This is a genomic window from Achromobacter sp. RTa, assembly GCF_000757485.1.
GTDB lineage: Bacteria > Pseudomonadota > Gammaproteobacteria > Burkholderiales > Burkholderiaceae_B > Achromobacter.
This window is the reverse complement of record NZ_JPYO01000034.1, coordinates 1-12322: the sequence shown is the minus strand read 5'-3', so window position 1 is coordinate 12322 and position 12322 is coordinate 1. Positions and strand designations below refer to the sequence as shown.

Here is a 12322-nt window from a genome sequence, read left to right as displayed (position 1 = left end):
CCGGATTCCCCGCCGTATAAACAGAGTTCCACGCCGTAGCGGATCGGCGCAAAGCATAAGACATCCGCGTATCCCAAGGAGACTCCGCATGACCCCTCGTCGTACCCTCATGGCCGCCGCGTTGGCCGCCTTGCTGGCAGCGGGCGCCACGCCCGCGCTGGCCCAAGTGAAGATAGGCGCGACCCTGTCCACGACCGGCCCCCAGGCGTCCCTGGGCATACCCGAACGCAACACCATCAGCCTGCTGCCCACCGAGATCGGCGGCGTCAAGGTCGAGTACGTGGTGCTGGACGACGCGTCCGACACCACCCGGGCCGTCAGCAATTCCCACAAGCTGATCTCGGAGAACCAGGTGGATCTGATCGTCGGGTCCACCACCACGCCCAACACGATGGCCATGCTGGACACGGTGGCCACCGGCGCCACGCCGGTGATTACGCTGGCGTCGTCCGCCCGGCTGATCGATCCGGTCGACGAAAAGCGGCGCTGGATATTCAAGACCCCGCACTCCGATTCCCTGATGGCCGAAGGCATCGCGCGCCACGCGGCGGCCAACGGCGTGAAGAAACTGGCCTTCATCGGTTTCAACAACGCGCTGGGCGAGACCTTCTGGGTGGAAATCGAGAAGGCGGCCAAGAAGCATGGCATCGAGGTGGTGGGCAAGGAAAGCTTCGCGCCCACGGACACGTCGGCAGTGGCGCAGACCCTGAAGCTCGTGGGCGCGAAGCCCGACGCCGTGGTGGTCGGCGCCTCGGGCACGCCCGCGGCCATGCCGGCACGGGCCCTGCGCGAGCGCGGCTACCAGGGCAAGATCTACTTCAATCATGGCGTTGCCAACAACGATTTCCTGCGCGTTTGCGGTTCGGCCTGCGACGGCGCCTGGGTGCCGGTGGGGCCGGTGATGGTGGCGGACCTGCTGCCCGACGACAATCCCGTCAAGGCCACGGCCCAGGCCTTCGCCAAGAAATACGAGGCCGCCAACGGCCCGGGCAGCGTGTCCCTGTTCGCCGCCTACACCTGGGACGTCGGGCTGTTGCTGCAGCAGGCGATCCCCGCCGCGCTGAAAAAAGCCAAGCCCGGCACGCCCGAATTCAGGGCGGCGCTGCGCGACGCGCTGGAGAACGTCAAGAACCTGCCCACGGCGACCGGCGTGGTCACGATGAGCCCCACGGACCACAACGGACTGGACGAGCGCGCGCTGGTGATGGCGACCGTGGCTTCCGGCAAATGGAAGCTGCAAAAGTAAAAACGCGCTAGTGTGCTGTCCCGTAGATACGCCCGCAAACGTCGCAGGTTTTGTATGCTCTCGGTTTTGCTGGACGAGCAACTGGGTGGGCGTGGCATGACGGGACGAGCGAACGAGCGTAGGGGCGGGCTGAAGCGGTGGCTGGCGGGAGGGCTGCTGGCCCTGGCCGCGGGCGCGGCCTGCGCCCAGGTGCCTGGGCTGCCTCCCGACGTGGTGAACGCCTGGAAGGCCACCAAGCTGCCCGACAGCTCCTTGTCCCTGGTGGTCCAGGAGGTGGGCGGGCCGCGCATGGCGGCGCTGAACGCCAAGGAAGCCCGCAACCCCGCGTCGGTCATGAAGCTGGTGACGACCTGGACCGCGCTTTCCGAACTGGGCCCCAACTACGTCTGGCGCACCGAATTCATGACGGCGCCCGGCGCGCGGCCCGACGCCAAGGGCGTGCTGGCCGGCCCGCTGTACCTGAGGGCCGGCGGCGATCCCCAGTTCCTGTTGCAGGACCTCTGGGTGCTGCTGCGGGAATTGCGCCTGAAGGGCGTCAAGCAGATCAATGACCTGGTCATCGACCGCAGCATCTTCGGCCAGGTTGCGACCGATCCCGGTGCCTTCGACGGCGCGCCCGACCGCGCATACAACGCCAGCCCGGACGCCTTGATGGTGGGCTTCGGCGCCTTGCGCCTGCTGTTCACGCCGGATCCCGTCGCCAATAAATGGGTCCCCCTGATCGATCCGCCGCTGCCGGGCCTGAGGATCGAAGGCCGCGTCGAATGGAGCGACGTCCGCTGCCCGGGCCCGCCCGTGGTGACGACCGATCCCGTGATCACCCAGCAGGGCGTGACCATCCGCGTGAACGGCAAGGTGGCCGGGTCCTGCGGCGAATTCAGCCTGTACCGCCTGGCGCTCTCGCAGCCGGACTACGCCACGGAAGTGTTCCGCATGCTCTGGAAGGAGCTGGGCGGCACCTTCAAGGGGCAGGTCCGGTCCGGCATGGTGCCGCCGGACGCGGTCGTCCTGGCCTCCCACGATTCGCCCACGCTGTCCGAGGCGATCCGCCAGATCAACAAGCGCAGCAACAACGTCATGGCCCGCACCCTGCTGCTGACCCTGGGCGCCGAGCGCGGCCGGCGGCCGGCCACCGTCTCCAGCAGCGAGGCCGTGGCCAAGGGGCTGCTGGCCAAGCAGGGCCTGGACATGCCCGAGCTGGTCATCGACAACGGGGCCGGCCTGTCGCGCGAGGCTCGCGTCTCCGCCGACAGCCTGGCGTCGATGCTGACCCTGGCCTGGAGCTCGCCCGTCATGCCCGAATACATCTCATCCTTCGCGATCGCCGGGGTGGACGGCACGGTGCGCCGCCGCCTCAAGGGCAACGGCACCGTGGGCATGGCCCACCTGAAGACGGGATCGCTGCGCGACGTGCGCGCGATCGCGGGGTATGTGCTGGGCGCCAGCGGCAAGCGCTATGTGGTGGTCAGCATCGTGAACCATGAACAGGCCGGAGCCGTCCGCGCCTTCGACGACGCGCTCATCGCATGGCTCGCTGAACAATAGAAGAATCCTTCATTCCCGCCCGGGTCCGTGCGCGCCAGATAGAGGTTCGCCCAGGCCCAAACCCGGTTACGATTCCCAGGTGTGGCTCGACGGCGGGCGACGCAGATGCGCCGCGCCATTGCGGTTCCGCCTGGGGCGAAAATCCTGTCCATCAATATTCTGGAGTGTTACGCACATGCCCGTGCATGAAATCCGCCATCCGCTGATCCGCCACAAGCTCGGGATCATGCGCCGCGCCGACCTGAGCACCAAGAGCTTCCGCGAGCTGTCGCAGGAAGTCGGCGCGCTGCTCACCTACGAGGCGTCCAAGGACCTGCCGCTGGCGCCCGCCACCGTCGAGGGCTGGTGCGGCCCCGTGGAAGTCGAGAAGATCGCCGGCAAGAAAGTCACCGTGGTGCCCATCCTGCGCGCGGGCATCGGCATGCTGGACGGCGTGCTCAGCCTGATTCCCGGCGCCAAGGTCAGCGTAGTGGGCGTGGCCCGCAACGAAGAGACGCTGGAAGCCCACACCTACCTGGAGCGCCTGGTGGGCGAACTGGACCAGCGGCTGGCCCTGATCGTCGACCCGATGCTGGCCACCGGCGGTTCGATGGTGGCCGCGATCGACCTGCTCAAGAAGGCCGGCTGCAAGGAAATCCGCGCCCTGGTGCTGGTGGCCGCCCCGGTCGGCATCGACACCGTGCTGGCCAAGCATCCGGATGTGCATATCTATACCGCCTCCATCGACGACGGCCTGAACGAGCACGGCTACATCATGCCGGGCCTGGGCGACGCCGGCGACCGCATTTTCGGCACGACCCAGAAGACGGAGTAAGCCGGAAGCGATGGGCCGCGCGTGGCGCCCTCAGGCGGCCACGCTTTCCAACCGCCCATCGAGGTGCTCGCCGAACCACCGCAGCTGCGGCGCCAGCCCGGCGACTTCGCCCACGATCAACAGAGCGGGGGAGCGGATGGCGTGTTCGGCGGCCAGGGCCGGCAGCCGTTCCAGCGTTCCGGACAGCACTCGCTGCTCCGGCCGGCTGCCATTCTCGATCAGTGCGAACGGCGTGTCGGCCGAGCGGCCGTGGCGCAGCAGGCGCTGGGTCAGCAGATCCAGCTGCCCCACGCCCATATAGAAGGCCAGGGTCTGTTTTTCACGCGCCAGCGCGGGCCAGTCCAGATTGTCCTCGTCCTCGCGGCAGTGCGCGGTAACCAGGCGCACGGACTGCGCGTGTTCCCGGTGCGTCAGCGGGATGCCGGCGTAGGCCGCACAGGCCAGGGCGGCGGTAATGCCCGGAATCACCTCATAGCGCACCCCGTGCGCGCGCAGATGCTCCAGTTCTTCGCCGCCGCGGCCGAAGATGAAGGCGTCGCCTCCTTTCAGCCGCACCACGCGGCGGCCCGCGCGCGCATGCTCCACCAGCAGCGCGTGGATGCGCGCCTGCGTGGCATGATGGTTTTCGCCTGGCAGCTTGCCCACCGGCACGCGTTCGGCGTCGCGCCGGGCCAGCGACATGACTTCATCGCTCACCAGGCGGTCATGCAGGATCACGTCGGCCTCGTTCAGCGCGCGCAAGGCCTTGAGCGTCAGCAACCCCGGGTCGCCCGGGCCTGCGCCGACCAGCACCACGCTGCCTTCGGCTGGCGCAAGCGGAGCCTCCAGCGCGGCGGCCAGCGCCTCTTCAGCCTGGGCGGGCCGTTGCTGGCGCAGGAATCCCGCCACCGGGCCGTCCAGCAGCCAGTCATAGAAGCGGCGGCGCGCGCCCAGGTCGGGATGGCTGGCCCGGATGGGCTTGCGGTAGCGGGCCGCCAGCCCGGCCAACTGGCCCAGAGTGTGGTCGAACAGGGATTCGATGCGTTCGCGGACCCGGCGCGCCAGCACGGGGGCCACGCCCGAGGAGGAGATCGCGACGATGACGGGGGAACGGTCGACGATGGACGGCACCTGGAAGGAAGACAGTTCAGGATCGTCCACCACGTTGCTGAAGATGCGCCGGGCCCGGGCGGCCTCGGAAACCGCGGCGTTGGCCTCGCGGTCGTCGGTGGCGGCGACGACCAGCCAGGCTTCGTCCAGCCAGGCCGGATCGAACCGGCCGGGACGGTGGCGGATGCGGCCCCCGGCGGCCAGGGCGGCCAGGGCAGGGGTGAGTTCCGGGGCGCCGACGACGACGTCGGCCGAGGCTTCCAGCAAGGCGAGCGCCTTGCGCTCGGCGACCGCGCCTCCGCCTACCACCAGGACAAGCCGGTCCTTCAGATCGGCGAAAATCGGAAAAAGCTTCATCTGTGCCAGCCTCGGGCTCACCCCGGGAAAATATCGTTCGATCATAGGGACGGGCCTTCATCCCCACAACTTTTGATTTCTTTGTTCCATATATCTGGAAATTATTTGGCATGCCCGGCTTTGGGCGCCCGCTGGCGGCGCCGCCGCCGACACGTTCCGACATACGCCGGCGGCGCCAACCGGTGTAGTATCAAGCCACCATCCGCCGTCCGCCTGGAGCGGGCGGTTTTTTCTGGATTCATGGAGTGGCTGTAACGATGCGAAAAATGGCATCCCTTGTTTTGGCGGCGGGTGCGCTGGGGGCAGCCTCGGCGGCGCAGGCGGGCGTGTGCGACGCCCAATTCATGCACGACGGCGGCGCAGGGCAACTGACCGGTTCGGGCAACCTGGCGCTGGGCGCCGACCTGACCTTCGCCGAAGTCACCAAGACAAACGGAGACAACTGCCGCGCGCGCGTCCAGGGCGTCGCCAAGTTCAGCTACGCCGGGCTGCCGCCGGGCAAGTCCAAGCTGGATTACCTCATGACCGTCAAGGGCGGCCAGGCCACCTTCCTGCGCTATGCCAGCGCGGGCGAGGCGCCGCGGCCATCCGAGGGGCAGTTCGACCTCCGCATGCTGGGGCTTTTCGCCTATGACGGCAAGCTCAGCGACGGACAGAAACTGCCCGGCTCCTCGTTCCGCCTGAAGATCGGCAAGGAAGCGCCGGTGGGCGGCCAACCCAGCACGACGGTGCGCATCGGCGAAAAGACGGTGGGGCAGAAGACCTCGTTGAACACCGCGCTGGGCAAGCAGTCCTGCCATCCGATTACCTACACGCGCAATTCGGATCCCACCATGGCGACCTTCCAGGGGCTGACCATCCCCATTCCCGGCATGAACACCACCGTGACGGACTGGTATTGCCCGGCGGTCAACCTCGTCATGAAGCAGGACATCGACCAGGGGGGCGTCAAGTCCGCCGTTGAGATTACGCAAATCAAGTAGCACGCGGTAGCAAGCGCGTCATTCCGCAAGAATGGCGGCTGGTATGATGATTCCGTCATGGACACACAACAGGAGCTCAAGAAATGGCCACGAGAAAATCCGAAGACGTCGCAAAAGAAAAACTCATCGACAGTGTCAAGAGCAGCCTGAATGATGCCGAAAGCCTGCTGCGCGAAGCCGCCAGCAGCACCGGCGACAAGGCCAACGAATTGCGCGATCGCGCCCTGACTTCCCTGAAGCGCACGCGCGAGGCCCTGTACGAGGCGCAGGACGCCGTGCTGGAGCGCGGCCGCAAGGCTGCCCGCGCGACCGACGACTACGTGCATGACAATCCCTGGCAAGCCATCGGCATTGCAGGCGTGACCGGCCTGCTGCTCGGCTTGCTGATCAGCCGCCGCTGACAGGGCAGGACGTCCGGGCGGGCGGCGCGGGCGTACGGGCCGCGCTTCCCGCCCGGATGTCCTTTTCAGCCATGGGTCTACGAAAATCTGTTTTCGGCGTTGCCTCCAGCGTGGTCGGGCTGTTGCGCACGCGCCTGGAATTGCTGGCGCTGGAAGCCGCGGATGAAAAAGCGCGCCTGCTCAAGCTCTTGGGCATGGCGTTTGCTGCGCTGCTGTTCCTGACGCTGGCGGTGCTGGTCTTCACCGTCACGGTCGCCGTGGCGTTCTGGCCCACTGAAGACCGCTATCTGGCCCTGGGCCTGCTGGCGGGTTTCTACGGCCTGGTCGGCGTGGCCTTGCTGGTGGCGGTGCGGCACGGGCTGGTCTACGGCGCGCCGCCGTTCGCGGCCACGCTCGAAGAACTCGGCCGCGACGCCGAGCTCCTGGAGCGGGTGCGCGATGCGCAAGACGACGACGAAGCGCAGGCGCGCCGGCGCGAGGAGGGCTGAAGCATGACGAAAAGGTCTCCCACCGTCGATCGCGCCGTGCGCATCGAACTGCTGCGCGCCCGCGCCGCCATCGAACGCGAATCGCTGGCGCAAAGCATCGCCTCTGCCGGGCGCAAGCTGGAGCCGACCGCGCTGCTGAAGGGGCTGTTGCCCGGCCTGGCGTCGAGCAGCGCGTCGCGCTGGGCCTTGCAGGCGATCAGCCTGGCGCGGCGTTATCCCATCGTCAGTTCGTCGCTGTCCGCCATGGTCATGCGCGGCGGCAAGCGCTCCAAGCTCTTGAAGATCGCAGGCGGGGCATTCGTCGGCTGGCAGTTGTTCAAGGCTTGGCAGAACTCGCGCCGCGATGACGATCCGGCCGCTGGGCAACGCTGACGCCCGCGCCCGCCCAAGAAAAGCCCGCCACGCGTGAACGGACCCCCGAAAGTTGGACGTTGATCCAACCTTCGGGGGTTTTACATGGCGTGAACCGGGGTGTCTACAGGCCCAACTGGCCCCACAGATCGTCCACGCGTTTCTTGACGTCGGCATCCATGGCGATGGGCGTGCCCCATTCGCGGTTCGTTTCGCCGGGCCATTTGTTGGTGGCGTCCATGCCCATCTTGCCGCCCAGGCCGGACACCGGCGAGGCGAAATCCAGGTAGTCGATGGGCGTGTTCTCCACCAGCAGCGTGTCGCGCACCGGGTCCATGCGGGTGGTCATCGCCCACACCACTTCCTTCCAGTCGCGCGGGTCGATGTCTTCGTCCACCACCACGATGAACTTGGTGTACATGAACTGCCGCAGGATGCTCCACAGGCCGAACATGACGCGCTTGGCATGCCCCGCGTACTGCTTGCGGATGGAGACGACGGCCAGGCGGTAGCTGCAGCCTTCGGGCGGCAGGTAGAAATCCACGATCTCGGGCAGTTGGCGGCGTAGCAGGGGCACGAAGACTTCGTTGAGCGCCACGCCCAGCACGGCCGGCTCGTCCGGCGGCTTGCCCGTGTAGGTGGAGTGGTAGATGGGGTTGCGCCGCATCGTGATCCGCTCGACCGTGAACACCGGGAACCAGTCCTGCTCGTTGTAGTAGCCGGTGTGGTCGCCGTAAGGGCCTTCCAGCGCCATTTCGTAATCGGTATTGGGCGGCGGATTGACGCCTTCGGGCACGGTGGGGGCGATGGCCCGCGGGTCCGACGACGGCAGCAAATGGCCTTCCAGCACGATTTCGGCCCAGGCGGGCACGGACAGGTTGCTGCCCAGCGCTTGCGCCACTTCGGTGCGCGATCCGCGCAGCAGGCCGGCGAACTGGTATTCGGACAGGCTGTCCGGCACGGGAGTGACCGCGCCCAGCGTGGTGGCCGGGTCCGCGCCCAGCGCGACGGCGACGGGGAAGGGCGTGCCGGGATGGGCGATCGCGTGGTCGCGGAAATCCAGCGCGCCGCCGCGGTGCGACAGCCAGCGCATGATCAGCTTGTTGGGCCCCAACAGCTGCTGGCGGTAGATGCCCAGGTTCTGGCGGCGGGCATTGGGGCCGCGGGTGATCACCAGGCCCCAGGTCAACAGGGGGGCCACGTCGCCCGGCCAGCAGGTCTGGATCGGCAGGCGGGTCAGGTCCACGTCCTTGCCCTCCCACACGATTTCCTGGCAGGCGGGGCTTTTGACGTTCTTGGGGCTCATGTCCCACAGCGCCGACTTCAGCATCGAGACCTTGGCCAGCGCGTCGCGCAGGCCGCGGGGAGCCTCCGGCTCGCGCAGCGAGGCCAGCAGTTCGCCGATGTCGCGCAGCGCGCTGACGTCGTCGGCGCCCATGCCGCGGGCCACGCGGGAGGGGGTGCCGAACAGGTTGGCCAGCACCGGCATCTGGGCCGGCTGGCCGTCGTGCAGCGCGTTTTCGAACAGCAGGGCGGGGCCTTCCGCCCGCAGGACGCGGTCGGAGATCTCGGTCATTTCCAGCCGGGTGGACACCGGCGCGGCGATGCGTTTGAGGTCGCCCATGCGTTCGAGTTGGGCGAGGAAGTCTCTAAGGTCGCGGTATTTCACTACAGATCCCGGCGATTTGGTTACATTTTGGGGAGAAAGAGAGGTTAACATTGACTCCCTCTTTTTTACGCAGGAGGTTTTATGCCCGATGCGTCAGTGGCCAGCCTGTTCAGAGGCATGGCCCAAGGAGTGCACCAATATCTTGCCGAATCCCTGCGCATCTGCTCCGTTTATCTGGGCATTGCGGTCATTGTGACGGTAAGCATGGGATTCGCCCTGCCTGGGCTGCGCGACCAGGCATTGCAAGTGCACAAAGCCTTGTTGACCGCCCTCGCGCCTTCGTCCATGCAAGCCGGCACCGATCTCGACACGGGTACCGACCTGAATGCCGACATGTCGTCGGCCATTGCAATGGCCATCCCCACGGCTCCCGCCAGCAATGCCACCGGCATGCTGGGGCCTGCCCGCGTCGCGCCGCCGCCCAAGAAGCCGGTCGCGTCCGTCGCCACCGGCCCGCAGGCGGAAGCCTTGCGCAACTATATCTCGCGCAAGTACAAGGTCGCCTATGACGCGACCGGCCCGCTCCTGAACACGGTATACAAGGTCAGCCGCGAAAAGCAGCTGGATCCGTTGCTGGTGCTGGCGGTGATCGCCATCGAGTCCCGCTACAACCCCCTGGCGGAAAGCCACGTGGGCGCGCAGGGCCTGATGCAGGTGATGACCAGCGTGCACCAGGAGAAGTTCGAAGCCGTCGGCAAGAATGCGCTGGATCCCGCCGCCAATATCGGCGTGGGCACCACCATCCTGCGCGATTGCATCAACCGCCGCGGTTCCGTGGACGGCGGCCTGGCCTGTTACGTCGGTTCCACCGGGCCGGACGACAACGGCTACGGCGCCAAGGTGCAAGCCGAGCGCCGCCGCCTGGCGCTCGCCTCGGGGATCGCGCTGGCCCGCGACTGATCCTACTCTAGCAGGCGGCCCATGCGGGCGACCGCCTCTTCCAGGCGGTCCAGCCCCGTTGCGTACGAAAAGCGCATGGTGTGGCCGCCGTGGGCCGGGCCGAAATCCAGGCCGGGAACCGCGGCCACGCCGGCCTCCAGTAGCAGGCGCTGCGAAAACGCGGCGCTGTCCATGCCCAGGCTGGCGATGTCGGCGTAAATGTAGAACGCGCCATCCGGCTTGACCGGCACCTGTATTCCCAGGCGTTCGAATTCCGGCAGCAGATAGTCGCGGCGCTGCTTGAAGGCTTCGCGGCGATGCTCGAAGGTTTTCATCGCGCTGGCCGAGAAGCAGGCCAGCGCGGCATGCTGGGCCAGCGTGGGCGCGCAGATCGCCAAGCTGGCCGCGATCTTCTCCACCGGCGCCACCATGTCCTGGGGCACGATCATCCATCCCAGGCGCCAGCCCGTCATGTGGAAATACTTGGAGAAGCTGTTGATCACGATGACGTCGTCGTCCAGCGTCAGCGCCGAGCGCGGCTGGCCTTCGTAGGACAGGCCCAGGTAGATTTCGTCGACGATGGCGAAGCCGTCGCGGGCGCGCACCTGCGCCAGCAGCTCGGCCAGTTCGCCATGGTCGATGGAGGTGCCGGTGGGATTGCTGGGCGAGGCGACCAGCACGCCCTGGGTAGCGGGCGTCCAGTGCCGGGCCACGTCCTGGGCGGACAGCTGGAAGCGCTTTTGCGCCGTGCTAGGGATCAGCCGCGGCACGCCGCCCGCGGCCAGCACGAAATTGCTGTTGGCGGGGTAGGAGGGGTCGGGCATCAGCACCTCGCCGCCGCTGTTGACCAGCGCCGCGCACGCCAGGGTCAGGGCGCCGGAGGCGCCCGCGGTGACGATGACCCGGGACGGATCGACCTTGGCGCCGAACTGTTCGTGGTAGAACTGCGCGATGGCCTCGCGCAGCGGCGTCAGGCCGGCGGACGGGCTGTAGCCGCTCTGCCCGGCGCGGGCGGCGCGCTCCAGCGCTTCCACGACCTGGGGGGGCGCGGTAAAGTCCGGTTCGCCGATGCCCAGGCTGATAATGTCCTTGCCCGCCGCCTGCAGCGCTTGCGCCTGCTTGAAAAGTTCCATTACCTGGAAGGTCAGGAAATCGTTGGTGCGAGTGGCAAGGCGGGGCATTGGATTCTCGAAGGCATCTGTAGCGAAAAAGGAATTGTAGTCATGCAGCCATCCCGGCGCGCTTTCCTCCTGGGCCGCCGGCCGGCCCAAAGCCCTTGGGCGGCGTTCCTGCAGCGCCTCGGGCTGCTGTGCCAGGGCTCTGTCCGAGACCTCGGCGAGAGCGGCGAAGGCGGGCCCCGCGCCGTGCTCGTCCCGACGCGGGACGCCGACGTGGCGCACGCGCGGGTCCTGTGCGCCGAGTACCGCGTGCTGCTGGCGCTCGATGGGGCCGAGGGTCCTTTCGAGGCGGCCCCGGGGCCTGCCCTGAGGGTGGATCCCTCCGCGATGTCAGGGCTGGTCCGCCTGTCTGGCGACGTTCCGCGTTGGCGCGCCCAGCCCGGCGTGCCATTGGCGGCGCTGGCCGCGGCCGGCTTGCGCCAGTTCGCCGGCCAGCCCGGCGCGATGACGCTCGCCGAATGGCTGGCCGCTCCCGCCCGCTGGCGGGCCGGCCAATGCGCCGACTCGGGCGTGCTGGCGGTGGAGGCGATGCTGGCCGATGGCATCGAGGAAACACTGGGCCCCTTCGGCGAAGCCGACATCCAGCCCCTGCGTTCCGTCACCGTCCAGCGCCTGGTGCCGGCGCTGTTCCAGCTGGCGTCCGGCGGCGATGCCTTCGCCACGCGGGACGGGGAGCGCTGGCTGGGGCGCTACCGCCTGGACGCCCTGAAACCCGAGGCGCCCGCCACCGTCAACCTGGCTCACCTGTTGCTGGGCCATGGCGGCACGCTGGCCTGGGTGCAGAGCGTCACGCTTGCAGGCGCCGCGCCCGCGCCGCAACTGGCTGCCGCCGCGGAGCCGCCGGGGCTGGCCACGACTAGGCTGGACTCACGCGTGAAGGCCTTGTTCGACCCGGACGGCCGTTTTCCCCTGTTCCGCAAAATGGAATAGCGACAATTTGTAAGCTGAGGCTAAGATGGAACGGCCATGACGGCAGGGCATCGCCGAGGTATCGCGGCGCCCGCCATCGGAATAGAATTCCCCCCTTTCCGTGTCTCACACTCTAGCAAGTAGCCGCCCATATGGATGCCAACCTTCGCAAAGCCGCCCTTGAATACCACGAGCACGGCCGCCCCGGCAAAATCTCGGTCATGCCGACCAAGCAACTCACCAACCAGCGCGACCTGGCGCTGGCGTACTCGCCCGGCGTGGCGGCAGCCTGTGAAGAGATCGTGGCCGATCCGACCAATGTGTTCCGCTACACGGCGCGCGGCAACCTGGTGGGGGTGATCACCAACGGCACGGCGGTGCTGGGCCTGGGCAACATCGGCGCGCTGGCCTCC

12 protein-coding genes and 1 pseudogene are annotated in these 12322 nt (G+C 67.7%); 10 read left to right on the top strand and 3 right to left on the bottom strand.

Annotation, left to right across the window (positions count from 1 at the left end; genetic code table 11):
• Positions 1 to 88: 88 nt before the first annotated feature.
• From JL37_RS12100 to upp, 3 genes are all read left to right on the top strand, one after another.
• Positions 89 to 1246 carry an ABC transporter substrate-binding protein gene (locus JL37_RS12100; protein WP_043544384.1) on the top strand — a complete coding sequence of 386 codons (1158 nt, stop codon included), beginning with the start codon at positions 89 to 91 and terminating at the stop codon, positions 1244 to 1246.
• A gap of 96 nt (positions 1247 to 1342) precedes the next feature.
• Positions 1343 to 2791 carry a D-alanyl-D-alanine carboxypeptidase/D-alanyl-D-alanine-endopeptidase gene (gene dacB, locus JL37_RS12095; protein WP_043544383.1) on the top strand — a complete coding sequence of 483 codons (1449 nt, stop codon included), beginning with the start codon at positions 1343 to 1345 and terminating at the stop codon, positions 2789 to 2791.
• Positions 2792 to 2966: 175 nt separating this feature from the next.
• On the top strand, positions 2967 to 3605 hold the full coding sequence (gene upp, locus JL37_RS12090) for a uracil phosphoribosyltransferase (RefSeq protein ID WP_043544382.1): 639 nt from the start codon (positions 2967 to 2969) through the stop codon (positions 3603 to 3605).
• Positions 3606 to 3635: 30 nt separating this feature from the next.
• Here upp and cysG read toward each other — a convergent pair whose 3' ends face one another.
• The gene (gene cysG, locus JL37_RS12085) at positions 3636 to 5051 is read right to left on the bottom strand and encodes a siroheme synthase CysG (RefSeq protein WP_043544381.1); all 1416 of its coding nucleotides are present in this window, start codon (positions 5049 to 5051) and stop codon (positions 3636 to 3638) included.
• A gap of 257 nt (positions 5052 to 5308) precedes the next feature.
• Between cysG and JL37_RS12080 the strand changes: the two genes are divergently transcribed.
• The 4 genes from JL37_RS12080 (at position 5309) to JL37_RS12065 (ending at position 7295) form a co-directional block, all read left to right on the top strand.
• Positions 5309 to 6034 (top strand): hypothetical protein, encoded by a 726-nt coding sequence (locus JL37_RS12080; protein WP_043544380.1) that lies wholly within the window; start codon positions 5309 to 5311, stop codon positions 6032 to 6034.
• A gap of 83 nt (positions 6035 to 6117) precedes the next feature.
• Complete coding sequence (locus JL37_RS12075; protein ID WP_043544379.1) at positions 6118 to 6435, top strand: YqjD family protein; 318 nt, start codon at positions 6118 to 6120, stop codon at positions 6433 to 6435.
• A gap of 71 nt (positions 6436 to 6506) precedes the next feature.
• On the top strand, positions 6507 to 6923 hold the full coding sequence (locus JL37_RS12070) for a phage holin family protein (protein WP_043544378.1): 417 nt from the start codon (positions 6507 to 6509) through the stop codon (positions 6921 to 6923).
• A 3-nt stretch (positions 6924 to 6926) separates the two neighbouring features.
• Complete coding sequence (locus JL37_RS12065) at positions 6927 to 7295, top strand: hypothetical protein (RefSeq protein ID WP_043544376.1); 369 nt, start codon at positions 6927 to 6929, stop codon at positions 7293 to 7295.
• 103 nt (positions 7296 to 7398) lie between these two features.
• On the opposite strand, the gene ubiD is transcribed toward JL37_RS12065, so the two are convergent.
• Complete coding sequence (gene ubiD, locus JL37_RS12060; protein ID WP_043544373.1) at positions 7399 to 8943, bottom strand: 4-hydroxy-3-polyprenylbenzoate decarboxylase; 1545 nt, start codon at positions 8941 to 8943, stop codon at positions 7399 to 7401.
• 81 nt (positions 8944 to 9024) lie between these two features.
• Here ubiD and JL37_RS12055 point away from each other — a divergent pair, with 81 nt between their 5' ends.
• A complete protein-coding gene (locus tag JL37_RS12055; RefSeq protein WP_043544370.1) occupies positions 9025 to 9843 on the top strand; it encodes a lytic transglycosylase domain-containing protein in 819 nt (272 codons plus the stop codon).
• A gap of 2 nt (positions 9844 to 9845) precedes the next feature.
• On the opposite strand, the gene JL37_RS12050 is transcribed toward JL37_RS12055, so the two are convergent.
• On the bottom strand, positions 9846 to 11003 hold the full coding sequence (locus JL37_RS12050; RefSeq protein ID WP_043544369.1) for a pyridoxal phosphate-dependent aminotransferase: 1158 nt from the start codon (positions 11001 to 11003) through the stop codon (positions 9846 to 9848).
• Positions 11004 to 11045: 42 nt separating this feature from the next.
• On the opposite strand from JL37_RS12050, the gene JL37_RS12045 reads away from it, so the two are divergent.
• Positions 11046 to 11930 (top strand): hypothetical protein, encoded by an 885-nt coding sequence (locus JL37_RS12045; RefSeq protein ID WP_043544368.1) that lies wholly within the window; start codon positions 11046 to 11048, stop codon positions 11928 to 11930.
• 131 nt (positions 11931 to 12061) lie between these two features.
• A pseudogene (locus JL37_RS12040) lies at positions 12062 to 12322 on the top strand (NADP-dependent malic enzyme); the annotation flags it as partial.

Bases quoted from the DNA above. Each gene is read 5' to 3' on its own strand.
- JL37_RS12100 (WP_043544384.1), top strand. From the start codon at position 89: ATGACCCCTCGTCGTACCCTCATGGCCGCCGCGTTGGCCGCCTTGCTG.
- dacB (WP_043544383.1), top strand. From the start codon at position 1,343: ATGACGGGACGAGCGAACGAGCGTAGGGGCGGGCTGAAGCGGTGGCTG.
- upp (WP_043544382.1), top strand. From the start codon at position 2,967: ATGCCCGTGCATGAAATCCGCCATCCGCTGATCCGCCACAAGCTCGGG.
- cysG (WP_043544381.1), bottom strand. From the start codon at position 5,051: ATGAAGCTTTTTCCGATTTTCGCCGATCTGAAGGACCGGCTTGTCCTG.
- JL37_RS12080 (WP_043544380.1), top strand. From the start codon at position 5,309: ATGCGAAAAATGGCATCCCTTGTTTTGGCGGCGGGTGCGCTGGGGGCA.
- JL37_RS12075 (WP_043544379.1), top strand. From the start codon at position 6,118: ATGGCCACGAGAAAATCCGAAGACGTCGCAAAAGAAAAACTCATCGAC.
- JL37_RS12070 (WP_043544378.1), top strand. From the start codon at position 6,507: ATGGGTCTACGAAAATCTGTTTTCGGCGTTGCCTCCAGCGTGGTCGGG.
- JL37_RS12065 (WP_043544376.1), top strand. From the start codon at position 6,927: ATGACGAAAAGGTCTCCCACCGTCGATCGCGCCGTGCGCATCGAACTG.
- JL37_RS12055 (WP_043544370.1), top strand. From the start codon at position 9,025: ATGCCCGATGCGTCAGTGGCCAGCCTGTTCAGAGGCATGGCCCAAGGA.
- JL37_RS12050 (WP_043544369.1), bottom strand. From the start codon at position 11,003: ATGCCCCGCCTTGCCACTCGCACCAACGATTTCCTGACCTTCCAGGTA.
- JL37_RS12045 (WP_043544368.1), top strand. From the start codon at position 11,046: ATGCAGCCATCCCGGCGCGCTTTCCTCCTGGGCCGCCGGCCGGCCCAA.